Origin of the sequence: Staphylococcus ureilyticus, assembly GCF_002902235.1 — a bacterium.
Taxonomy (GTDB): Bacteria; Bacillota; Bacilli; order Staphylococcales; family Staphylococcaceae; genus Staphylococcus; species Staphylococcus ureilyticus.
This window is the reverse complement of sequence record NZ_PPRL01000029.1, coordinates 13,131-37,239: the sequence shown is the minus strand read 5'-3', so window position 1 is coordinate 37,239 and position 24,109 is coordinate 13,131. Positions and strand designations below refer to the sequence as shown.

The window sequence follows — 24,109 nt, the reverse complement described above, 5'->3', positions numbered from 1 at the left end:
TTGCTGAAATATACAGGTTTAGAAAATAAAAATGTATTAGTAATAGGATTAGCAAAAAGTGGATATGAAGCTGCGAAATTGTTACAAAAACTTGGTGCAAATGTCGTTGTTAACGATGGCAAAGATTTAAGCCAAGATGCACATGCAATCGATTTAGAAAATATGGGTGTCAAAGTTGTTGGTGGAGCACATCCATTTTCCTTACTTGATAATGAACCACTCATTTTTAAAAATCCAGGTATTCCATACACGGTTCCGTTAATTCAAGAAGCGGAACGTCGAGGATTACACATACTTACTGAAGTAGAACTAAGTTATTTAGTTTCCAAAGCGCCCATTATTGGCGTGACTGGAACAAATGGAAAAACAACGGTCACTTCTTTAATAGGTGATATGTTTAAAAAAAGTAGAATTACTGGTAAATTATCTGGCAATATTGGTTATGTAGCTTCAAAAGTGGCACAAGAAGTAGAAGAAGAGGATTACCTTATAACTGAACTCTCTTCATTTCAATTACTAGGTATCGATCAATATAAGCCGCATATATCGATTATTACAAATATTTATTCTGCACATTTGGATTATCATGAGAATTTAGAGAATTATCAAAATGCAAAAAAACAAATATATAAAAATCAAACTGAAGAGGATTATTTAATATGTAATTATCATCAACGTCACCTGATTGAATCAGAATCCTTAAAAGCAAAAGTGTATTACTTTTCTACACAACAAGAGGTTGATGGTATATACGTAAAAGATGGTTATATTACATTTAAAGGTTTCCGACTTATTCATAAAGATGACTTAGTATTACCTGGTGAACACAATTTAGAAAATATACTCGCAGCTGTGTTAGCGGCACTGTTAGCAGGGGTTTCAGTAAGAGCCATAATAGATAGTTTGACAACTTTTTCTGGTATAGAGCATAGACTTCAATATGTAGGTTCAAACAAAACCAATAAATATTATAATGACTCTAAGGCTACCAATACTTTAGCGACACAGTTTGCTCTAAATTCATTTGAGCAACCCATTATTTGGTTGTGTGGTGGTTTAGACAGAGGCAATGGATTTGATGAATTGATTCCATATATGAATAACGTCAGAGTGATGGTGACCTTTGGTGAGACGCAAGAAAAATTTGTGAAATTAGGCGAGAATCAAGGTAAATATGTAATAAAGGCCACAGATGTAGAAGATGCAGTCGATAAAGTACAATCAGTTATTGAGCCTAATGACGTTGTATTATTATCACCAGCTTGTGCAAGTTGGGATCAATACAATACATTTGAAGAGCGCGGAAATAAGTTTATTAAGAGCTTCCAAGCGCACTTACCTTCACTTTAAAGGTTGTGAAATAAATGTCAGATAAAGTTAGTGAATTTGATTCTGAATATTTAAAAGAGAAACGTGCAAAACGACGTAAAAAACAAAAACAAATCCAATACGCAATCTTCGGTATTTTGCTATTTATTATTTTACTGATTCTTATTTATATGTTCACGCCATTGAGTAAAATCAACTCGGTGACAATTGAAGGTAATGACAATGTATCTAAAGCTTCTATAAAAAAAGCGATAGATGTAAAAGATGACTCTAGAATGTATACCTATAGTACTTCATCAGCTGTTAATAATTTGAAAAAGAATAAATTAATAAAGCATGCAGAAGTAACTAAAATATTGCCGAATAAGGTGAAGGTTAAAGTGACAGAAAGCCAAATCGTTGGTTTAGTTAAAAAGAAAGATCATTATGTACCGATTCTTGAAGATGGAACAGAATTAGAAAATTATGAAGAAAGTAATGTGACAGATGACGGTCCCGTCCTTGAAGGATTCAAAAAAGAGAAAAAAGAAAAAATAATACAAGAATTAGCAAAAATGCCTACAAAAGTGCGTAGCATGATCGCCGAAGTGCAATATGACCCGCAAGAAAATTTACAAAACCAAATCAAGTTATATACGACAGATGAGATTCAAATTGTGGGTAATTTGAATACTATTGCAAATAAAATGAAGTATTATCCACAAATGTCACAGTCGTTAGAACGTGATGAATCAGGAAGCTTAAAAAAATCAGGCTACATTGATTTGTCAGTTGGTGCTTCTTTTATTCCTTATAGTGGTGGAAGTACTACTAAATCAACAAGTGATCAAAATGTTGACAAAGGAAACACAGAAGAAGATAAGGCGAAAGACGAGTTACAAAGTGCCTTAAATAAGATAAATAAAGAATCAGACAAAAATAATTAAAAAATTTAGACAAATACATGTGTTTATAGTTCACAAGCGTCAAAACGTATTGTAAACTGTTAATAGTGTGAACATGAATAAGTTATTGTCAGGAGGTGCCTATCTATGGAAGAGCATTATTATGTAAGTATAGATATCGGTTCGTCAAGTGTTAAAGCGATAGTGGGCGAAAAATTTCACAATGGAATAAATGTGATAGGTACAGGACAGACCTACACAAGTGGTATAAAAAATGGTCTTATTGATGATTTCGACATCGCAAAACAAGCGGTTAAAGATACAATCAAAAAAGCCTCTATTGCATCAGGCGTCGATGTTAAGGAAGTATTTTTAAAACTTCCAATTATCGGAACTGAGGTATTTGATGAGTCAAATGAAATTGAATTTTATGAAGATACTGAACTAGATGGTACACACATTGAGCGTGTACTTGAAGGTATTCGTGAAAAAAATGATGTACCCGAAACAGAAATAATAAACGCTTTCCCAATTAAATTTGTTGTGGATGGCGATAATGAAGTGTCAGATCCTAAAGAACTCATTGCAAGACATAGTTTGAAAGTTGAAGCTGGTGTTATTGCGATTCAAAAATCAATTTTAATAAACATGATTAAATGTGTAGAATCTTGTGGTGTAGATGTATTAGATGTATACTCTGATGCATATAACTATGGCTCAGTACTTTCGGCAACTGAGAAAGAACTTGGCGCATGCATTATTGACATTGGTGAGGATATAACACAATTGGCATTTTACGAAAGAGGAGAGCTTGTAGATGCTGATGCTATAGAAATGGCTGGTAGAGATATAACGGAAGATATTGCAAAAGGTTTAAATACTTCTTATGAAACGGCTGAAAAAATCAAACATCAATATGGTCACGCTTTCTTTGATTCAGCGTCGGATCATGATGTGTTTACTATTGATCAAATAAATAGCGAAGAAGAAGCACAATTTACTCAAAAAGATTTGGCAGATGTGATAGAAGCACGTGTGGAAGATATATTCTTTAATGTGTTTGATGTATTACAAGAGTTAGGTCTTACAAAAGTAAATGGTGGTTTCGTTGTAACAGGTGGTTCGGCCAATTTACTAGGCGTTAAAGAATTGCTGCAAGACATGGTAAGTGAAAAAGTAAGAATTCATACGCCATCCCAAATGGGTATAAGAAAACCAGAGTTTTCTTCAGCGATTTCAACGATTTCTAGTAGCATTACTTTCGACGAATTACTAGATTATGTTACAATAAATAATCATGACAGTGAAGAATTTGAAGAAGAAGTCATAGAATCAAATGATCGAGAAAATAGTACGAAGTCAAGCGGATTTGATTGGTTCAAAAAGAAATCAAACAAACAAGAAGAGCCACATACATCAACTTCTGATATAGAAGAACCAGAAGCGTCTGAGGCATACGAACATGAAGACAACATAGAACAAGAAGAAGAAAGTAAACCTCAAGACAAAGAAGAAAGTAAGTTCAAGAAACTTATGAAATCTCTATTCGATTGATTGGCCACTAAAACTAGGAGGAAATTTAAATGTTAGAATTTGAACAAGGATTTAATCATTTAGCGACGTTAAAAGTCATCGGTGTAGGGGGCGGCGGAAATAACGCTGTTAACAGAATGATTGATCATGGTATGAATAATGTTGAATTTATTTCAATCAATACGGATGGACAAGCTTTAAACTTATCTAAAGCTGAGTCTAAAATCCAAATTGGTGAAAAATTAACACGTGGTTTAGGCGCTGGTGCAAACCCTGAAATTGGTAAAAAAGCTGCCGAAGAATCTCGTGAGCAAATTGAAGATGCAATCCAAGGTGCTGATATGGTATTCGTAACAGCAGGAATGGGCGGCGGTACTGGTACAGGTGCTGCTCCAGTTGTAGCAAAAATTGCAAAAGAAATGGGAGCGTTAACAGTTGGTGTTGTTACACGTCCATTCGGGTTTGAAGGCCGTAAGCGTCAAACACAAGCAGCTGCTGGTGTAGAATCAATGAAAGCTGCTGTTGATACATTAATCGTCATCCCTAACGACCGTTTATTAGATATTGTTGATAAGTCAACACCAATGATGGAAGCATTTAAAGAAGCAGACAATGTATTACGTCAAGGTGTTCAAGGTATTTCAGACTTAATCGCTGTTTCAGGTGAAGTTAACCTTGACTTTGCAGACGTTAAAACAATTATGTCTAACCAAGGTTCTGCATTAATGGGTATCGGTGTATCTTCTGGTGAAAACCGTGCTGTAGAAGCTGCTAAAAAAGCTATTTCTTCTCCATTATTAGAAACTTCTATTGTAGGTGCACAAGGTGTGCTAATGAACATTACTGGTGGAGAGTCATTATCATTATTTGAAGCACAAGAAGCAGCAGACATTGTTCAAGATGCAGCTGATGAAGATGTTAATATGATTTTCGGTACTGTGATTAACCCAGAATTACAAGATGAAATCGTAGTAACAGTCATTGCTACTGGATTTGAAGATAAACCTTCATCTCAAGGTCGCAAAGCTTCAAATACTGGATTTGGCAACAGTGCATCATCTGGAAGTACAACTGCAAAAGAAGATTCATTCTCTTCTAGTGCATCACAAACGACAGACAGTGCAAATGAAGGTAGAACACATACTACAAATGAAGATGATATTCCTAGCTTTATCAGAAATCGTGAAGAAAGACGTTCTAGAAGAACTAGACGTTAATCTCGAATGGACTTCTTCTTCTGTTAGTTTTTCATAATAATTAATAATAATTTAGACAATATAAAATATATAAATGTCATCAGGTCCAAAGATCTGATGACTTTTTTGAATTTAGAAGTTGGCATATCATTTGTTGTGAACTACATTATTATGTAGAAAAATATAGTTTTCAATTATTTAGAATCTCCCGAATGTCTTTAGATAGTTTATAAATGTTGAATAGCTGGAGGTTTATAGCATGCAAGAGAAATTTATCAAAGATCGTCATATTTTAAAATATGACGATAATCAATTAAAGAATGTGAAATTGGGTATAACAACAAGAGAAGAAGGATACAGCCATTACCCGAAAGATGCATTTAATATGGCTAGATACATTAATGATGATCAAGATAATGTAACGAGACACCAAGCGTTACTTGCTTCTGTAATTCAGTTTCCGAGAAATCAATGGGTTTTCCCGATTCAAACACATGAAAATAAGGTAGTTGAAATTACAAACAAAGATAAAGGTACTAATATTGATAGTCTTTCTAATGCATTACATGGTATAGATGGTATGTATACATTTGAAAATGACATTTTATTAACTATGTGTTATGCAGATTGTGTACCAATTTATTTTTATAGCGAAAAACATCACTTTGTAGGCTTAGCTCATGCAGGTTGGCGTGGCACAGTAGGTCAAATTGTCAATCAAATGTTAAAACGTATACCATTTGATTGGAACGACTTAAGCGTTGTTATTGGACCAGCAACTGCAAATTCATATGAAATTAATGATGATATTAAAAGCAAGTTTGAGCAATTACCTATAGATGCTCATCAATATATCGAAACAAGAGGTGACAATCGTCATGGCATAGACCTAAAAAAGGCGAATGCTATGTTGTTAGAGTATGATGGTGTTCCGAAAAATAATATTTATATAACGAATTATGCGACATCGGAAAATTTAAATTTATTCTTTTCATATAGAGTAGAGAAAGGCGATACAGGTCGTATGTTAGCTTATATTGGTCAATAACTAAGAGGTGTATAAAAATTGGATGTACAACAAAGTTTAGCGCAAATAAATGAACAATTGAAAATACATTGCGAAAAAGGTAATATTACAACAGTCCCGCACGTGATAGCAGTGACAAAATATGTTACAATAGAGCGAGCTAATGATGCTTATCAAGCAGGTATTAGACATTTTGGTGAGAATCGTTTAGAAGGTTTTCAACAAAAGAAAGCAGCTTTACCAGACGATGTAGTCATGCATTTTATCGGTTCTTTACAAACAAGAAAAGTTAAAGAGGTCATTAACGATATCGACTATTTTCACGCTTTAGATCGTCTGAAATTAGCAAAAGAGATTAATAAAAGAGCTGAACATAAAGTGAAATGTTTTGTTCAAGTCAACGTTTCTGGAGAAACGTCAAAACAAGGTATCGCTTTAGATGAGGTAGATACGTTTATTAAGGATTTAGAGCAATATGAAAACATAGAAATAATTGGTCTTATGACGATGGCACCTTATACGGATGATGAACCGTATATTAAAGATTTATTCAAATCATTAAGAGCAAAGAGAGATGAAATTAAAGCGCTCAATTTAAATTATGCACCATGCACAGAATTGTCAATGGGAATGAGTAATGATTACCATTTAGCAGCCGAAGAAGGTGCATCATTTGTGAGAATTGGGACTAAACTTGTAGGAAAAGAGGAGTGAGCCCCGTGGCTTTAAAAGATTTATTTAGTGGTTTTTTCGTAGTTGAAGAGGAAGACGATGATTTACAAGCGCCACCTGAAGAAGAACAAGATAGACAACAAGCGCAGTCTCAAACAAATTATAATAATCAACAAAATGACAATACAGAAAGACAACGCATACAGTCCGTACCCAAAAAACAACCAACAAGATTACAACAATCAACCGGGGAAAGGAAGTATCAAATGAATAACAGTGCACCTAAAAATAATACTAGGAACGTTGTGAACATGAATAATCAAGATCAAAACAATTATGGTTTTACGCAAGAAAGTTCTAAAATGTGTTTATTTGAACCACGCGTCTTTTCAGATACTCAAGACATTGCGGACGAATTAAAAAATCGCAGAGCAACTTTAGTGAACTTACAACGTATTGATAAAGTATCTGCAAAAAGAATTATCGATTTTCTAAGTGGTACCGTTTATGCAATTGGTGGAGACATTCAACGTGTAGGTTCTGACATATTCTTATGTACGCCAGATAATGTTGAAGTTGCAGGAAGCATAACAGACCAAATCGAAAATATGGAATACCAAGGTGAATAGAGGTAAACATTCATGGATATAGGTTTATTAGCAAATATATTTCAATTTATTTTATTCTTGGTTCAAATTTATTACTTTGGGATGATTGTATATTTCTTTATGTCATGGCTTCCAGGCGCACGTGAAAATAAATTCGGTCAATTTTTATCAAAATTGTATGAACCGTTTTTAGAACCATTCCGTAAAATTATTCCACCTATTGGCATGATTGATATTTCATCCATTGTTGCAATAATTGTACTTGTATTATTCCGAACTGGTTTAGAAAATATTTTTAATTTAATTTTAAATTATTTAGTGTAAGTTTTGTATTGAGGATAAAATGATATTTGAATAAATTATAAAATAAATGTTAAGCACCTAACGTTAAAAACGCGAGGTGCTTTAACTTATATTTGGAGTGAAATCACATCGATATTTATCAACATTTTAGAAAAGAAGAACATGAATTAATCGATCAACTCATCGATAAGTGTTATCGTGCCAACGACCAGTTTGCACCAGTATTAACTTCCTTTTTAGATCCCAGAGGCCAATATATATTAAATGTTGTAGTTGGTAGTTTTCAAGATTTAGAAGTTACTTTTTATGGTGGGCCATATGCTGAGAGACAAAGAGCCATCATAGCACCAGATTACTTTCAACCTGAGGTGGAAGATTTTGAAATCATTTTTTTTGAAATCGATTATCCTCAAAAATTTGTCACACTTCAACACCAACATGTCTTGGGCACAATTATGTCATTGGGAATCGAAAGAGACCAATTAGGTGATATTGTTGTAGATAATCGCATACAATTTACTTTGACAAAGCAATTAGAATCATATATTATATTGGAATTAAATAAAATTAAAGGCGCGACAGTTAAACTAAATGCGCTACCAATAAAAGATATGATACAATCAGTAGAGAACTGGCACTCATCCGAAACAACCGTAACTGGTTTACGTTTAGATGTCGTTCTAAAAGAAATGATTCGTAAATCTCGTTCCATTAGCAAACAGTTAATCGAAAAGAAACGTGTTAAAGTTAATCATACGATTATTGATTCTGCAGATTTCCAACTGGATAAAGGTGACTTACTATCTATTCAAGGTTATGGCAGAGCAATGATTACTGATATTGGTGGAAAAACAAAAAAAGATAAAGTACGAATTTCCTACAAAACTTTATTTAAATAAGTTATACTTATAAAGTGTAGAACAACCGAATTTTAACGACTAAAATAAGCAATGATACCATATAAGATGAAATTTTATTTATGATATTTAATGAAATTACAAAATAGTGTATGATAGAAGGAGGATAATGACGCATGGCTTTTACACCAAGTGAAATAAAAAACAAATCCTTTACTCGTGTGAAAACGGGTTTTGAACCAAGTGAAGTTGAAAGTTATCTAGAACAACTCAGTAATGAAATTGAACGTTTAAAAGAAGATAAAGCACAACTAGAAAAAGTTGTCGAAGATAAAGAAACAAATATTCAATCTTATAAAGATGTGCATCAATCTGTGAGCGATGCATTAGTTCAAGCGAAACAAGCTGGAGAAGAGACGAAAGCAGCAGCCAATAAAGATGCAGAGGCAACAATTGCTAAAGCAAAAAGCGAAGCAGATCGTATTGTCAATGATGCAGTTGAAAAAGCTCGCCGCCTTTCTTTCCAAACAGAAGATATGAAACGCCAATCTAAAATATTTAGATCTCGTTTCCGTATGTTAGTAGAAGCACAGTTAGATTTACTTAAAAATGATGATTGGGATTATTTATTAAATTATGACCTTGATTCTGAACAAGTAACACAAGAGAATATTAATCATTTAAATGAAAATGAATTAACTGAAGAAGAAAAAGCGATGAAAGCAAAAGCTGAAGCAGATAGTACGGCAGAGGCGGATGCAGAAGCAACAGATAACAGCGGTTCAACAGATAATGAGAATAATAAACAATAAACAGCAGACGCGTAAGAAACAGTCGATATATTCAAGCGAGTTAGGGATAGTGTGAGCCTAATATATATTTGTTTCTTATATCACTGTAGTTTTAACTGAATAACATGCAATGAGAGAACTCTAAGTTGAGTTAATCAGGGTGGTAACGCGGTATATATCGTCCCTGTTAATTGAACTTAGAGTTCTTTTTATTGTTAAATACTAAACAAGTCAGAATATTGTAATAAGGAGTGTAGGAAATGGACTACAAAGATACGTTATTAATGCCGAAAACGAATTTTCCAATGCGTGGAGGATTACCGAATAAAGAGCCAAAAATCCAAGAAGAATGGGATGCTAATGATATTTATCAAAAAGCATTAGACAAAAATAAAGATAACGAACATTATATTTTACATGATGGTCCACCATATGCAAATGGTAACTTACATATGGGACATGCGTTAAATAAAATTTTGAAGGATTTTATTACGCGTTATAAAACAATGCAAGGTTTCTATACACCATATGTTCCTGGTTGGGATACACATGGGTTACCAATTGAACAAGCGCTTACTAAAAAAGGTGTTAAGCGTAAAGAATTATCAATTGCTGAATTTAGAAGAAAATGTGAAGCATTTGCGTTAGAACAAATAGAAAATCAAAAAAAAGATTTTAAACGCCTTGGTGTTAAAGGAGATTTTGCTGATCCATATATTACATTAAAACCGGAATATGAAGCTGCACAAATTCGTTTATTTGGTGAAATGGCTGATAAAGGTCTTATTTACAAAGGTAAAAAACCAGTTTATTGGTCACCATCTAGTGAATCATCACTTGCTGAAGCAGAAATTGAATATCAAGATAAGCGTTCGCCTTCTATTTATGTAGCATTTGATGTTAAAGAAAGCAAAGGTATTGTTGATGAAGATGCAAAATTCGTTATTTGGACTACTACACCTTGGACATTACCATCGAATGTTGCGATCACAGTACACCCAGATTTAATATATGGTCAATATAATGTGAACGGTGACAAATATATCATCGGTAAAGACTTGGTTGCTAATGTTGCTGAAGCATTAGGATGGAATGAAGATGCCATTGAATTAGAAAAAGAATTCAAAGGTAGTGACTTAGAGTATATCGAAACACAACATCCTTTTGTTGATCGTGTGTCACTTGTGATTAATGGGTTACATGTGACAACAGATGCTGGTACAGGGTGTGTTCATACGGCACCTGGACATGGGGAAGACGACTTTGTAGTAGGTCAAAAATATAACTTGCCTGTTATTAGCCCTGTAGATGATAAAGGTGTATTTACAGAAGAAGCCGGTCAATTTGAAGGTATGTTCTACGATAAAGCGAACAAAGAAATTACAGATTTATTAAAAGAAAATGGTTCATTATTAAAATTAGAATTTATTACTCATAGTTACCCACATGATTGGCGTACTAAAAAACCTGTTATTTTCCGTGCAACACCACAATGGTTTGCCTCTATTGATAAAGTACGTCAAGATATTTTAGATGCAATCGAAGATACACACTTCAAGGTTGATTGGGGTAGAACTCGTATTTATAACATGGTAAGAGATCGTGGCGAATGGGTTATATCACGTCAACGTGTTTGGGGTGTACCATTACCAGTATTTTATGCGGAAAATGGCGATATTATTATGACTAAGGAAACTGTTAATCATGTTGCAGATTTATTCCAAGAACATGGTTCAAATGTATGGTTTGAGCGAGAAGCTGCAGAGTTACTACCTGAAGGGTTCACACATCCAAGCAGTCCAAATGGTGTGTTTACAAAAGAAACAGATATCATGGACGTTTGGTTCGATTCTGGATCATCACACCGTGGTGTATTAGAAGAACGTCCGGAACTTTCATATCCTGCTGATTTATATCTAGAAGGTAGTGACCAGTACCGTGGTTGGTTTAACTCTTCAATTACAACTTCTGTTGCTACGAGAGGAATTTCACCATATAAAATGTTACTTTCACATGGATTTGTGATGGATGGTGAAGGTAAAAAGATGAGTAAATCATTAGGTAATGTCATTGTACCTGATCAAATCGTCAAACAAAAAGGTGCAGATATTGCGCGTCTTTGGGTAAGTAGTGTAGATTATTTATCAGATGTGCGTATTTCTGATGAAATTTTAAAACAAACTTCTGATGTATATCGTAAAATTAGAAATACCTTAAGATTTATGTTAGGTAATTTAAATGATTATAATCCTTCAACAGATGCAATTGCAGAATCTGAGCTATTAGAAGTAGATAAATATTTATTAAATAGATTACGTGAATTTACTGCTAATACGCTAGACAATTATGATAATTATGATTATTTAGATATATATCAAGAATTACAAAATTTCATTAACGTTGAATTAAGTAATTTCTACTTAGATTACGGTAAAGATATCTTGTACATTGAAGAGCAGAATGCACATAAACGTCGCAGTATGCAAACAGTGTTGTACCAAATTGTAGTAGACATGACAAAATTATTAGCGCCTATCCTAGCGCATACGTCTGAAGAAGTGTGGTCACATATCCCACATGTAGAGGAAGAAAGTGTTCATTTAACACGTATGCCTGAACGTGTAGCAGTTGATGCTGAATTCATGGAAAAATGGAATACATTTATGAAATTGCGTGACGATGTGAACCGTGCTTTAGAAGTTGCGCGTAATGAAAAAGTAATTGGTAAATCATTAGAAGCCAAAGTGGTAATCGGTAGCAATGATAACTTTGATGCGACTACATTTTTACAACAATTCTCTGACTTACAACAATTATTTATTACTTCACAAGCGGAGGTAGTTGATAAAGTTGAAAATGGCGAATCATATCAATATGGTGATATCCACATTGAACATGCTCACGGAGAAAAGTGTGAACGTTGTTGGAACTATAGTGAATCATTGGGTTCAGTAGGTGAATTAGATAACCTATGTCCACGTTGTCAAGCAGTAGTTAAAACACTTGTTTAAATATGGATAAATGTTAAAGTAAGAACATGGCAAATACGTTATTCATAAAATATTAAACGGTTTTGTTCTGATGTATTTGAATAGAATTTAAAAAAATGTACTATGTATTTTTTCATTAAAACAAGTTATGACTAATATTTTAGAAAAACCTGAGACATCAGTACGATGTCCCAGGTTTTCTTTTCGCTAATATAAAAATGAAACGAGTTATTTCACGAATCCAAAAGTAAGATTAAAATGAGCATATTAAAATTTAAAATTAAATAAATCAGATATAATGGATGCAATAAGCAATTAGAAAGGTGTTAAATATGTTCCATAACGAAAGTGCCCATTTTGTAAATGGCATTATATTAAATGTAAGAGATAAAGATGAAATGAAAAAATTTTATGGAGATATTATTGGATTAAATGTAGTAAATGAATCATATTCTACAATTCAATATGAGGTTGGTAATCTGAATCACTTCATGACACTTAATCAAATCAATATGGGAAGAGAACCTCTTGTTTCAGAAGCAGGTTTATTTCACTTAGCGATAAAATTACCGTCTAAAACAGACTTAGCAGACTTGCTTGTGCAATTCAGTGAATATAAAATACCTATCAATGGTGGCGAACACGACATTTCAACTTCATTATATTTAGAAGATACGGAAGGAAACGGCTTGGAGTTTTATGTAGATAATCCCATTGATGAATGGTCTATTGAAAATGAAAAAGCAGTTTTAGAAACAAAACCATTAAATGTACCTAAATTACTAACTTATGTCTCAGATAAGAAGTGGCAAGGTATTCCTGATGAAAGTATTATTGGATATATAAATTTAAAAACAATTCGATTAAATAGAGTTAAGCAATATTATAAAAATTACTTTGGTTTGGTACCTTCTTCTGTAGAAACTGACAGTGCGGTTTATTTAGCTTCAAATGGTTATCACCAACATCTCGTAGTGAATAATTGGTTATCAAGTGTAAAACGTATAGAAAATCATAGAACTTATGGTTTAGCGTGTGTAGATTTTCATTTTCCAGAAACAACACATAAATTATTAGCTGGACCTGATGGTATTCAATTTAGGTTTAATTATTATTCCGTACTCTAGAATAATGTCTATTTTAATAACATTTTAAAAAATCAACTTATTATTTGAACTGTAACTTTTTTTATAAGTTTGATTAGGATATAATGAGAGTTGTTGTAAAAAGCGACCGCACGAAGAACAAATAGGAGGTACAGACATGAAACGTCAGTACTATATTGGTATTTCTATATTTATAACAATTGTTATACTTATATTAGATCAAATCACAAAATTTATAATAACTAAAACAATGCAAATTGGTGACTCATTTGAAGTAATCCCTAATTTTTTGAGTATCACTTCACATAGAAATAATGGTGCAGCATGGGGGATTTTAAGTGGAAAGATGGCTTTTTTCTATATTATAACTGTCATTATTCTGATCATACTCATTGTCTTTTTTATAAAAGAAGCGAAGCATAATTTGTTAATGCAAATTGCTATAAGTTTATTGTTTGCTGGTGCTTTAGGTAACTTTATTGATCGTGTATTAAATGGTGAAGTTGTAGACTTTGTTGATACTTATATATTTAGTTATAATTTTCCAATATTTAACGTAGCTGATTCTAGTTTAACTATAGGCGTCGTTTTAGTAATAATCGCATTATTAAGGGATATGAGGACAGAAGAATAGGAGAGATAGTGTATGGAATTTCATGAGTTTAATATAGATGACCCAGCTAATGTAGGACAACGAATAGATAAATTATTGCCTGAATTTAATACTGAATGGTCACGTACTCAAATGCAAGATTGGATTAAAGAAGGCCTGGTTAAAGTCAATGGTAAAGTGATAAAATCCAATTATAAAACTAAGTCAAATGATAAAATTATAGTAACTGAGAAAGAAATTGTTGAGGCAGATATTAAACCAGAAAATCTTAATCTGAATTTTTATTATGAAGACGATGATGTCGCAATTGTATATAAACCTAAAGGGATGGTAGTACATCCATCAGCAGGTCATTATACGGGTACATTAGTAAATGGACTAATGTATCAAATGAAAGACTTATCTGGTATAAACGGAGAGATACGTCCAGGAATTGTACATCGTATTGACAAAGACACTTCCGGGTTATTAATGATTGCAAAAAATGATGTTGCACATCGTAGTTTAGTAGAACAGTTGATAGATAAATCAGTAACGCGTAAATATATTGCATTGGTACATGGTAACATTCCACATGATTATGGTACTGTTGATGCACCTATTGGTAGAAATAAGAATGACCGCCAATCTATGGCTGTAGTTGATGATGGTAAAGACGCGATTACTCACTTTAATGTATTAGAACATTTTAATAAATATACGTTAATAGAATGTCAGTTAGAAACAGGCCGTACTCACCAAATTCGTGTGCATATGAAATACATTGGTTACCCATTAGTAGGAGACCCCAAATATGGTCAGAAAAAAACATTAGATATTGGTGGTCAAGCATTGCATGCTGCAGTAATCGGTTTTGAACATCCAGTTACACAAGCGTATATTGAAAAGACAGCACCTTTACCAGAGGAATTTGAGCAACTCTTAAATGATATTCGTAAATCTGATAATTAATAATGCTTTGCTAAGTTATATCGTGAATTTTAGATAATACCATGATATATAAATGGGATTGGAACAGAAATCTAATTTTATTAATTAGATTTCGTTATCTCACCCCAACAAGGATGACTAGAAGTGAAAAAATGATTTAAAGGCAAACGATCGCTTTTATAAAACGAACGATATTCTAATATAGACTTGCAACGATATGTTATTCATGATAATATAATGACAGTTTAATAAAGAACGAACGTCTTTAATTGAAAGTCCAGAGAGGCTTCGAAGACATGTAATGAAAATAGAATATACAAACAAAGTATTTAAGTTATAACAATAGCTAAAGCCATCGTAGTTTTTCGTAAAACGCGATAAAAGTCATAATCACAAGTACAAAAATGGTTATGATGGAGAAATCATCTAAGTTTTAGATATGTCTCTACATTTTGTTTGTAATATTTTATTACACTACCTCATGTCTTCTGAAGATGTGAGGTTTTTTTAATATCATTAAAATTAAGGTAGGTGCCCAAAATGTCAGAACGCGTAATTATGGATGAAGCAGCAATACAAAGAACCGTTACACGTATTGCACACGAAATCTTAGAATACAACAAAGGTACTGATGAATTAATTTTATTAGGCATTAAAACAAGAGGGGCATTTTTAGCACGACGTATCCAACAAAAAATTGAACAAATTGAGGAAATAACTGTCCCGACAGGTACGATTGATATTACACAATTTAGAGATGATTTAGAACAGACAATAGATCAAGTTGCAGAACAGACGTATGAAATTGATGTCAATATAACAAATCAAGTCGTGATTATTGTGGATGATGTTCTATATACTGGGCGTACAGTTAGAGCATCGCTTGATGCAGTACTTCAATATGCAAGACCTAGAAAAATAGGATTAGCAACGCTTATTGATCGTGGACATAGAGAGCTTCCAATACGCGCAGACTTTGTTGGTAAAAATATACCGACCGCTAGAGAAGAAGCTGTCTCGGTTTTTCTTAGTGAAATAGATAGTAGAAATGCAGTTGTAATTGAATAAATCAACACCTTTTAATTCAGTACGAGAGACTGAGAAAGGGAAGAGAATCATGTGGAAGTCAAAGGCAAGTTTCTAGGAAGCCACACTTCAAAATATAGTTATATTATAAAAAATATATACTATAGATTCTCTCCATATCATCTGAACTTAATTTAAGCTAACTATTCAAACAGCAATGCTGATGATTTAAGTCGTAATGTTGTTTGAACAAGCTGAATTTTGATTTGAGGATAGATACTTTTTAAGTCTCTTTACATGAAAACAATGTAAAGGGACTTTTTTTATGAGAGGAAGCGGAAAGTCATGGAAAATGAAACAATGTTTGAACGGACAGCTAAACCAGTATTAGATGTACGAGATAAACCTAAATTAGGACAATGGGCATTTCTAAGCACTCAACATTTATTTGCAATGTTTGGATCGACTGTCCTCGTACCATTTTTAACTGGATTACCGATATCATCTGCTTTACTAGCATCAGGGATAGGGACATTATTATATATATTAATTACACAAGCGAAAATACCCGCATATTTAGGTTCAAGTTTCGCATTTATCACACCAATCATAACTGGATTGAATTCACATAGCTTAGGTGACATGTTAGTAGCATTGTTTATGAGCGGAGTGATGTATGTGCTTATTGGATTAGCTATTAGGTTAAGTGGAACAGGGTGGCTTATGCACTTACTTCCCCCGGTTGTTGTTGGACCAGTTATTATGGTGATTGGTTTGAGTCTGGCACCTACCGCAGTCAATATGGCGATGTTTGAAAATTCAGGAGATATGAAAGGCTATAACTTAAGTTATTTAGTAGTAGCAATGATTACGCTGCTGGTGACGATTATAGTTCAAGGATACTTTAAAGGCTTCTTGTCCCTTATACCTGTATTAATCGGCATTATAACGGGGTACATTGTGTCAATATTTATGGGGCTTGTTAATTTTAAACCTGTAGCTGAAGCAAAATGGCTGCAACTTCCAGAAGTGTACCTACCATTTAAAGATTACACACCATCATTTCATCTAGGTTTAGTACTTGTCTTAATACCAATCGTTTTTGTGACAGTTAGTGAGCACATTGGACATCAAATGGTGATTAACAAAATCGTAGGAAGAAATTTCTTTAAGGATCCAGGATTAGACAAATCAATTATTGGTGACGGAGTGTCAACGATGTTTGCAAGTATTATAGGTGGCCCACCAAGTACGACATACGGAGAAAATATAGGTGTCTTAGCTATCACGAAAATTTATAGTATATATGTTATTGGAGGTGCTGCAGTCATCGCTATAGTATTAGGTTTTGTAGGCAAATTCACAGCATTAGTTTCATCTATACCAACCCCTGTTATGGGAGGTGTATCGATATTACTTTTCGGAATTATTGCAGCAAGTGGTTTGCGAATGCTTGTAGAAAGTGAAGTTGATTTTGCAAGTAACCGAAATCTAGTCATCGCATCAGTCATATTAGTTATAGGTATTGGTAACCTAGTCTTCAATCTAAATGGTATAGGTATAAATTTAGAAATTGAAGGGATGGCATTAGCAGCATTGGCAGGTATTCTACTAAACTTAATTTTACCGCAAGAGATTGAGTCAAATAAATAAACGTCTATTTCATTACTAGGAGGCTGAAAAAATGGATAACTTACTATCAATGGAACATCTAACTACAAATGAGATTTATGAACTAATAGAAATTGCAAGTGGTATTAAAAATGGATCATTTAAACCACATAATTATGAAGACAAATTTGTAGCAAACTTATTTTTTGAAAATTCTACCCGTACGAAAAGTAGCTTTTTAGTAGCAGAGCAAAAATTAGGATTAAAACTGATTGATTTCGAAACGAGCACTTCTTCTGTTCAAAAAGGTGAGAGCTTATACGATACATGTAAAACATTAGAACAAGTAGGTGCAGATGTTCTAGTAATTAGACATTCAGATACAACATACTATAATGATTTAAATTCACTTAAGTTACCGATTATTAATGCAGGTGATGGTAGTGGACAGCATCCAACACAAAGTTTATTAGACCTAATGACAATATACGAAGAGTATGAAACATTTAAAGATTTAAATATATTAATATGTGGAGATATTAAAAACTCCCGTGTAGCGAGAAGTAACTTTCAAAGTTTAACCGCACTCGGTGCAAATGTGATGTTCTCAAGTCCAAAAGCGTGGAGAGATGACACTTTAGAAGCACCTTATGTTGATATAGATAAAGTCATAGAGGACATAGACATTGTCATGCTACTAAGAGTACAGCATGAAAGACATGGTGATGAAGAAACAATGAATTTTGAAAATCAAAATTATCATAAAAATTTTGGTTTGACAAAAGCGCGTTATAATCGATTGAAGTCATCTGCAATTGTTATGCATCCCGCGCCTGTCAATCGCGGTGTTGAAATAGATGATTGCTTAGTAGAAGCAGAAAAATCTCGCATCTTTAAACAGATGGAAAATGGTATGTATACACGTATGGCAGTAATTGAGTATATATTACAAACAAAGGAGGCAGCAATAAATGAAATTGCTAACTAATGCGAAAATCTTAGAAAATGGTGAACTTAAAACCACTTCAATTTTAATAGAAGGTAAAACCATTAAAAAAATTGCGTCAGACATAGAGGTTGATGCCGATGTTGAAATCATTGATTTAAAAGGACACTTTGTTGCTCCAGGTTTAGTTGATGTTCACGTACATTTGCGTGAACCAGGCGGTGAACATAAAGAAACAATTGCAACGGGAACACAGGCAGCTGCAAGAGGCGGTTTTACGACAGTTTGTCCAATGCCAAATACACGACCTGTACCTGACTCTGTTGAAAATTTAGAACGTTTAAACAAATTAATCGACGAAAATGCACACGTCAGAGTTTTACCATATAGTGCAATCACAGTTAGGCAAGCAGGTACTGAACATGTTGATTTTGAAGCTTTAGCCCAGTTAGGCACATTTGCTTTTACTGATGATGGCGTAGGTGTACAACAAGCAAATATGATGTATGAAGCTATGCAACAAGCAGCTAAAGTGAATAAAGCAGTCGTTGCTCATTGTGAAGATAATAGCTTGATATATGGCGGCGCTATGCATGAAGGGGAACGTAGTAAAGCATTAGGCATACCGGGGATACCTAATATTTGTGAAGCGGTACAAATTGCGAGAGATGTTTTGCTAGCTGAAGCAGCAGGTGCACATTACCATGTCTGTCACGTATCTACAAAAGAAAGTGTACGAGCTATAAGAGATGCTAAAAAGGCAGGAATTCATGTAACAGCAGAAGTGACACCGCATCATTTATTATTAACAGAAGATGATGTGCCTGGTGATGATGCAATTTATAAAATGAATCCACCTTTAAGAAGTAAAGCAGATCGAGCTGCACTAATCGAAGGATTATTAGATGGGACAATTGATTGTATTGCTACAGACCATGCGCCACATGCGAAAGAAGAAAAAGCACAACCAATGACAAAAGCGCCTTTCGGCATAGTTGGTAGTGAAACAGCATTTCCATTATTGTATACACACTTTGTAAAAAATGGTAACTGGTCATTGCAACAATTGGTTGACTATTTAACGATTAAACCATCTCAAGTATTTGATTTACCTTATGGAAGATTAGAAGAGGGCGGTTTAGCTGACCTTACTGCTATTAATTTAGAAGACGAGAAAGAGATTAGGGCAGAAGATTTTGCGTCAAAAGGGTCAAACACACCATTTATAGGTGAAAAAGTATACGGAACTCCAGTATTAACATTGGTAGAAGGTGAAGTTAAATTTAAGGAGGAAAAGTAATGTTGCAAAAACGCTATTTAGTTTTAGAAGATGGAACATATTATGAAGGTTATCCATTAGGATCGGACCATTTAACGAAAGGCGAAATAGTATTTAATACGGCTATGACTGGATATCAAGAAACGATATCAGATCCATCTTATACAGGGCAAATTATTACGTTTACTTATCCATTAATAGGAAACTACGGAATTAATCGAGATGATTTTGAATCTTTGATACCAACATTGAATGGTGTTGTTGTCAAAGAAGCAAGCACATATCCGAGTCATTTTCGCATGCAAAAAACATTCCACGAAGTGTTAAAAGATTATGATATCCCAGGTATTTCAGGTGTGGATACACGTAGTATTACTCGAAAAATTAGAAACTATGGCGTTTTAAAAGCAGCTTTTACAGATGACAAGGCAGATATTCCACAATTAATAGAAGAGTTGAAAGTAATTGAATTACCTAGAGATGAAGTGAAAACAGTGTCTACCAAAACACCATATGTTTCTACCGGTTATGATTTAAGTGTTGTACTTGTAGATTTTGGTAAAAAACAAAATATTGTGAGAGAACTTAATTTACGTGGTTGTAATGTTACAGTTGTACCTTATGATTCCACAGCAGAAGAAATTATTAGAATGTCACCAGATGGAGTCATGTTGTCTAATGGACCTGGTGATCCAGAAGAAGTCAAAGTTGCAATTAATATGATTAATGGTATTTTAGGAAAAATTCCTTTCTTTGGTATCTGTTTAGGCCATCAATTATTTGCACTTTCACAAGGCGCTACATCGTTTAAAATGAAATTTGGACATAGAGGGGCAAACCATCCTGTGAAAGATTTAAAGAGTGGGAAAATAGCATTAACTAGCCAAAATCATGGTTATGCGATCGATAAAGATTCATTAGCCAGTACACCTTTAGAAATAACACATATAGCGATTAATGACGGTACAGTTGAAGGTTTAAGACACCAATCATTACCTGCGTTTTCAGTACAATATCATCCTGAAGCAAGTCCTGGACCTACAGATTCAAATTATTTGTTTGATGAATTTATTAAAATGATGCATGACTTTAAAGAAAAGGAGATTTTGACAAATGCCTAAACGTAACGATATTAAAACGATTTTAGTTATAGGATCTGGACCCATTATTATAGGTCAAGCTGCAGAATTTGATTATGCGGGGACACAAGCATGCTTAGCATTACGAGAAGAAGGTTATCGCGTTATATTAGTAAATTCAAATCCAGCTACAATCATGACAGATAATGAAATTGCTGACAAAGTCTACATTGAACCTTTAACGCATGACTTTATTGCACGTATTATTCGTAAGGAACAACCTGATGCGTTGTTACCAACATTAGGTGGTCAAACAGGGCTTAATATGGCGATTCAATTACATGATAGCGGTGTATTAGAAGCGAACAATGTACAATTACTAGGTACTAAATTGGCTTCTATTCAACAAGCGGAAGATAGAGAATTATTTAGAGACTTAATGAATGAGCTAGATGTTCCAGTTCCAGAAAGCGATATCGTCAATACTCTAGAACAGGCGTTTGAATTTAAAGAAGCGGTAGGGTACCCATTAATTGTGAGACCGGCTTTCACGATGGGCGGTACTGGTGGTGGTATTTGCCATAATGATGAAGAGTTTAAACAAGTGGTAACGAATGGCTTACATTACAGTCCGGCAACACAATGCTTAATTGAAAAATCAATCGCAGGTTTTAAAGAGATTGAATATGAAGTGATGCGAGATAAAAATGATAATGCCATTGTTGTATGTAACATGGAAAATATAGACCCAGTCGGCATACATACTGGCGATTCAATTGTAGTAGCACCTAGTCAAACTTTATCAGATGTTGAATATCAAATGTTACGTGATGTGTCGTTAAAAGTTATTCGTGCTTTAGGCATTGAAGGTGGTTGTAATGTACAACTGGCATTAGACCCACACTCAATGAAATATTATATAATTGAAGTGAACCCACGTGTGTCACGTTCATCAGCTTTAGCTTCTAAGGCTACAGGCTATCCGATTGCAAAATTAGCTGCAAAAATAGCGATAGGTTTATCATTAGATGAAATGTTGAATCCAATTACTAAAACTTCTTATGCTGCATTTGAACCGACGTTGGACTATGTTATTTCAAAAATCCCACGTTTTCCTTTCGATAAATTTGAAAAGGGTGAACGTGTGCTCGGTACACAAATGAAAGCAACTGGTGAGGTAATGGCGATTGGCCGAACATATGAAGAGTCTTTATTAAAAGCAATTCGCTCACTCGAATATGGCGTGCATCATTTGGGATTACCAAATGGCGAAACATACGATTTAGATTATATAAAAGCGCGTATACAAGACCAAGATGATGAGCGCTTATTCTTTATAGGAGAAGCGATAAGAAGAGGTACATCTTTAGAAGAAATACACGAAATGACTAAGATTGATTACTTCTTCTTAAATAAATTCTTGCACATCATTGATATAGAACATGACTTAAAAGTACACAAAGGAGATCTAGATTATTTAAAATTTGCTAAGAGTTATGGGTTTAGTGATCGCGTTATTGCACATCGTTTTGATATGTCAGAATCAGAAGTTTATAACTTAAGAAAACAACATAATATTTCACCAGTATATAAAATGGTAGATACATGCGCAGCAGAATTTGAATCAGCTACACCATATTACTATGGCACGTATGAACAAGAAAATGAATCCATTATCACTGAAAAAGAAAAAATATTAGTCTTGGGATCAGGGCCAATAAGAATCGGTCAAGGTGTCGAATTTGATTATGCAACTGTGCATGCTGTGTGGGCTATTCAACAAGCTGGTTATGAAGCTATTATCGTCAATAATAACCCTGAAACAGTATCTACAGACTTTTCAATTTCAGACAAATTATATTTTGAGCCATTAACAGAAGAAGATGTCATGAATATTATAAATATTGAACAGCCAAAAGGTGTAGTAGTACAGTTTGGTGGTCAAACTGCGATTAATTTAGCAGATAAAATTGAAAAGTATGGTGTGAAAATTTTAGGAACGTCACTCGAAGATTTGAATCGTGCGGAAGATCGTAAAGAATTTGAGGCACTGTTACATAAAATTGATGTGCCTCAACCTAAAGGTAAGACAGCAACGTCAACTGATGAAGCGCTCAATAATGCACGTACAATCGGTTATCCTGTAGTAGTTAGACCTTCGTATGTATTAGGTGGACGTGCAATGGAAATCGTGTATAACGATGAAGAGTTAACCAATTATATGAATCAAGCAGTGAAAGCGAGTCCGGATCATCCTGTATTAGTTGATAGATATCTCACAGGTAAAGAAATTGAAGTCGATGCTATTTCTGATGGTGAAACGGTAATTATTCCAGGGATTATGGAACATATTGAACGCGCTGGTGTCCATTCAGGTGATTCGATTGCGGTATATCCTCCACAATCTTTGACACCAAATGAACTTAAAACATTAGAAGATTATACAATTCGCTTAGCGAAAGGGCTAAATATCATAGGTCTAATCAATATACAATTTGTCATTGCACATGATGGTGTTTATGTTTTAGAAGTGAATCCTCGTGCGAGTCGTACGGTTCCTTTCTTAAGTAAAATTACGCATATTCAAATGGCACAGTTGGCCATGCGCGCTATTGTAGGTGAGAAACTTAAGGATTTAGGTTATAACGAGGGCGTTCAACCATATAGTGAAGGTGTCTTTGTTAAAGCTCCGGTATTTAGCTTTAACAAATTGAAAAATGTAGATATTACCTTAGGACCTGAAATGAAATCAACTGGGGAAGTCATGGGGAAAGATTTAACCATGGAAAAAGCATTATATAAAGGTTTGACAGCAAGTGGTATGGAAGTAAAAGATTATGGTACGGTATTGATGACCGTAAGTGATAAAGACAAAGATGAAATTGTGAATATCGCGGCTCGCTTAAATGAAGTCGGCTATAAAATATTAGCTACGGAAGGTACTGCTAAAAAATTAGAAAATAACCATATCACTGCAGAAACTGTAGGTAAAATTGGTGGAGAAAACGATTTATTATCACGTATACAAACGAATGATGTTCAAATTGTGATCAATACGATGACAAAAGGGAAAGAAGTTGAACGTGATGGTTTTCAAATTAGACGTGCCTCTGTTGAAAATGGCGTACCGTGTCTAACTTCATTAGATACTGCAGAAGCATTAACATCCGTTATAGAAAGCATGACTTTCACGATGAAAAATATGTAAAATATAATTAAAAAACTGAAATAATTTTTATGCTTTAATGCAAAGAAATGTTATTGGCAATAGACGGCTGGGATAAAAATATTTTTATGAAATTTTTCTCTTAGTCGTCCTTGTCAGTATG

General features: G+C 34.0%; 20 protein-coding genes. All 20 read left to right on the top strand.

Annotated features, from left to right (window positions below):
* The 20 genes from murD (at position 1) to carB (ending at position 23,988) form a co-directional block, all read left to right on the top strand.
* Positions 1-1,350 carry a UDP-N-acetylmuramoyl-L-alanine--D-glutamate ligase gene (murD, locus tag CD150_RS03505; protein ID WP_064209076.1) on the top strand — a complete coding sequence of 450 codons (1,350 nt, stop codon included), beginning with the start codon at positions 1-3 and terminating at the stop codon, positions 1,348-1,350.
* Positions 1,351-1,364: 14 nt separating this feature from the next.
* The gene (locus tag CD150_RS03500) at positions 1,365-2,255 is read left to right on the top strand and encodes a cell division protein FtsQ/DivIB (RefSeq protein ID WP_073342388.1); all 891 of its coding nucleotides are present in this window, start codon (positions 1,365-1,367) and stop codon (positions 2,253-2,255) included.
* 105 nt (positions 2,256-2,360) lie between these two features.
* The gene (gene ftsA / locus CD150_RS03495) at positions 2,361-3,767 is read left to right on the top strand and encodes a cell division protein FtsA (RefSeq protein WP_070658378.1); all 1,407 of its coding nucleotides are present in this window, start codon (positions 2,361-2,363) and stop codon (positions 3,765-3,767) included.
* Between the two features lie 29 nt (positions 3,768-3,796).
* A complete protein-coding gene (ftsZ, locus tag CD150_RS03490; protein WP_046208707.1) occupies positions 3,797-4,963 on the top strand; it encodes a cell division protein FtsZ in 1,167 nt (388 codons plus the stop codon).
* Positions 4,964-5,201: 238 nt separating this feature from the next.
* Positions 5,202-5,990, top strand: a complete 789-nt coding sequence (pgeF, locus tag CD150_RS03485) for a peptidoglycan editing factor PgeF (RefSeq protein ID WP_073342385.1) — start codon at positions 5,202-5,204, stop codon at positions 5,988-5,990.
* 18 nt (positions 5,991-6,008) lie between these two features.
* Positions 6,009-6,683: a YggS family pyridoxal phosphate-dependent enzyme gene (locus tag CD150_RS03480; protein WP_070037957.1), complete on the top strand. Its 675-nt coding sequence runs from the start codon at positions 6,009-6,011 to the stop codon at positions 6,681-6,683.
* 5 nt (positions 6,684-6,688) lie between these two features.
* Positions 6,689-7,270: a cell division protein SepF gene (locus tag CD150_RS03475; RefSeq protein ID WP_046208704.1), complete on the top strand. Its 582-nt coding sequence runs from the start codon at positions 6,689-6,691 to the stop codon at positions 7,268-7,270.
* A 12-nt stretch (positions 7,271-7,282) separates the two neighbouring features.
* Complete coding sequence (locus CD150_RS03470) at positions 7,283-7,573, top strand: YggT family protein (RefSeq protein WP_046208703.1); 291 nt, start codon at positions 7,283-7,285, stop codon at positions 7,571-7,573.
* Positions 7,574-7,680: 107 nt separating this feature from the next.
* Positions 7,681-8,451: a YlmH family RNA-binding protein gene (locus CD150_RS03465; protein ID WP_103161346.1), complete on the top strand. Its 771-nt coding sequence runs from the start codon at positions 7,681-7,683 to the stop codon at positions 8,449-8,451.
* 134 nt (positions 8,452-8,585) lie between these two features.
* Positions 8,586-9,221, top strand: coding sequence for a DivIVA domain-containing protein (locus tag CD150_RS03460; protein WP_073342379.1), 636 nt, complete (start codon positions 8,586-8,588; stop codon positions 9,219-9,221).
* A gap of 239 nt (positions 9,222-9,460) precedes the next feature.
* Complete coding sequence (ileS, locus tag CD150_RS03455; RefSeq protein WP_073342376.1) at positions 9,461-12,211, top strand: isoleucine--tRNA ligase; 2,751 nt, start codon at positions 9,461-9,463, stop codon at positions 12,209-12,211.
* 311 nt (positions 12,212-12,522) lie between these two features.
* A complete protein-coding gene (locus CD150_RS03450) occupies positions 12,523-13,317 on the top strand; it encodes a VOC family protein (protein ID WP_073342374.1) in 795 nt (264 codons plus the stop codon).
* Positions 13,318-13,453: 136 nt separating this feature from the next.
* The gene (gene lspA / locus CD150_RS03445) at positions 13,454-13,930 is read left to right on the top strand and encodes a signal peptidase II (RefSeq protein WP_064209066.1); all 477 of its coding nucleotides are present in this window, start codon (positions 13,454-13,456) and stop codon (positions 13,928-13,930) included.
* Between the two features lie 12 nt (positions 13,931-13,942).
* Positions 13,943-14,860 (top strand): RluA family pseudouridine synthase, encoded by a 918-nt coding sequence (locus CD150_RS03440; RefSeq protein WP_064209065.1) that lies wholly within the window; start codon positions 13,943-13,945, stop codon positions 14,858-14,860.
* Positions 14,861-15,379: 519 nt separating this feature from the next.
* Positions 15,380-15,907, top strand: a complete 528-nt coding sequence (gene pyrR / locus CD150_RS03435) for a bifunctional pyr operon transcriptional regulator/uracil phosphoribosyltransferase PyrR (RefSeq protein WP_046208696.1) — start codon at positions 15,380-15,382, stop codon at positions 15,905-15,907.
* A 303-nt stretch (positions 15,908-16,210) separates the two neighbouring features.
* Positions 16,211-17,518, top strand: coding sequence for a uracil-xanthine permease family protein (locus CD150_RS03430; protein ID WP_073342371.1), 1,308 nt, complete (start codon positions 16,211-16,213; stop codon positions 17,516-17,518).
* Positions 17,519-17,549: 31 nt separating this feature from the next.
* Complete coding sequence (locus CD150_RS03425) at positions 17,550-18,464, top strand: aspartate carbamoyltransferase catalytic subunit (RefSeq protein ID WP_073342368.1); 915 nt, start codon at positions 17,550-17,552, stop codon at positions 18,462-18,464.
* Entirely contained in the window at positions 18,448-19,722 is a 1,275-nt protein-coding gene (gene pyrC / locus CD150_RS03420) for a dihydroorotase (RefSeq protein ID WP_073342365.1), read from the top strand. The genes CD150_RS03425 and pyrC overlap by 17 nt, the downstream gene beginning before the upstream one ends.
* Positions 19,722-20,822: a carbamoyl phosphate synthase small subunit gene (locus CD150_RS03415; protein ID WP_046208692.1), complete on the top strand. Its 1,101-nt coding sequence runs from the start codon at positions 19,722-19,724 to the stop codon at positions 20,820-20,822. Before pyrC ends, CD150_RS03415 begins: the two co-directional genes overlap by 1 nt.
* Positions 20,815-23,988, top strand: coding sequence for a carbamoyl-phosphate synthase large subunit (gene carB / locus CD150_RS03410; protein ID WP_103161345.1), 3,174 nt, complete (start codon positions 20,815-20,817; stop codon positions 23,986-23,988). The genes CD150_RS03415 and carB overlap by 8 nt, the downstream gene beginning before the upstream one ends.
* The last annotated feature ends 121 nt before the right edge of the window (positions 23,989-24,109 follow it).

Coding starts and splice junctions, on each gene's coding strand:
- CD150_RS03425 (WP_073342368.1), top strand. CDS start 17,550: ATGGATAACTTACTATCAATGGAACATCTAACTACAAATGAGATTTAT.
- CD150_RS03430 (WP_073342371.1), top strand. CDS start 16,211: ATGGAAAATGAAACAATGTTTGAACGGACAGCTAAACCAGTATTAGAT.
- pyrC (WP_073342365.1), top strand. CDS start 18,448: ATGAAATTGCTAACTAATGCGAAAATCTTAGAAAATGGTGAACTTAAA.
- ileS (WP_073342376.1), top strand. CDS start 9,461: ATGGACTACAAAGATACGTTATTAATGCCGAAAACGAATTTTCCAATG.
- ftsZ (WP_046208707.1), top strand. CDS start 3,797: ATGTTAGAATTTGAACAAGGATTTAATCATTTAGCGACGTTAAAAGTC.
- pgeF (WP_073342385.1), top strand. CDS start 5,202: ATGCAAGAGAAATTTATCAAAGATCGTCATATTTTAAAATATGACGAT.
- CD150_RS03460 (WP_073342379.1), top strand. CDS start 8,586: ATGGCTTTTACACCAAGTGAAATAAAAAACAAATCCTTTACTCGTGTG.
- CD150_RS03450 (WP_073342374.1), top strand. CDS start 12,523: ATGTTCCATAACGAAAGTGCCCATTTTGTAAATGGCATTATATTAAAT.
- CD150_RS03470 (WP_046208703.1), top strand. CDS start 7,283: ATGGATATAGGTTTATTAGCAAATATATTTCAATTTATTTTATTCTTG.
- CD150_RS03415 (WP_046208692.1), top strand. CDS start 19,722: ATGTTGCAAAAACGCTATTTAGTTTTAGAAGATGGAACATATTATGAA.
- lspA (WP_064209066.1), top strand. CDS start 13,454: ATGAAACGTCAGTACTATATTGGTATTTCTATATTTATAACAATTGTT.
- ftsA (WP_070658378.1), top strand. CDS start 2,361: ATGGAAGAGCATTATTATGTAAGTATAGATATCGGTTCGTCAAGTGTT.
- CD150_RS03500 (WP_073342388.1), top strand. CDS start 1,365: ATGTCAGATAAAGTTAGTGAATTTGATTCTGAATATTTAAAAGAGAAA.
- CD150_RS03440 (WP_064209065.1), top strand. CDS start 13,943: ATGGAATTTCATGAGTTTAATATAGATGACCCAGCTAATGTAGGACAA.
- carB (WP_103161345.1), top strand. CDS start 20,815: ATGCCTAAACGTAACGATATTAAAACGATTTTAGTTATAGGATCTGGA.
- pyrR (WP_046208696.1), top strand. CDS start 15,380: ATGTCAGAACGCGTAATTATGGATGAAGCAGCAATACAAAGAACCGTT.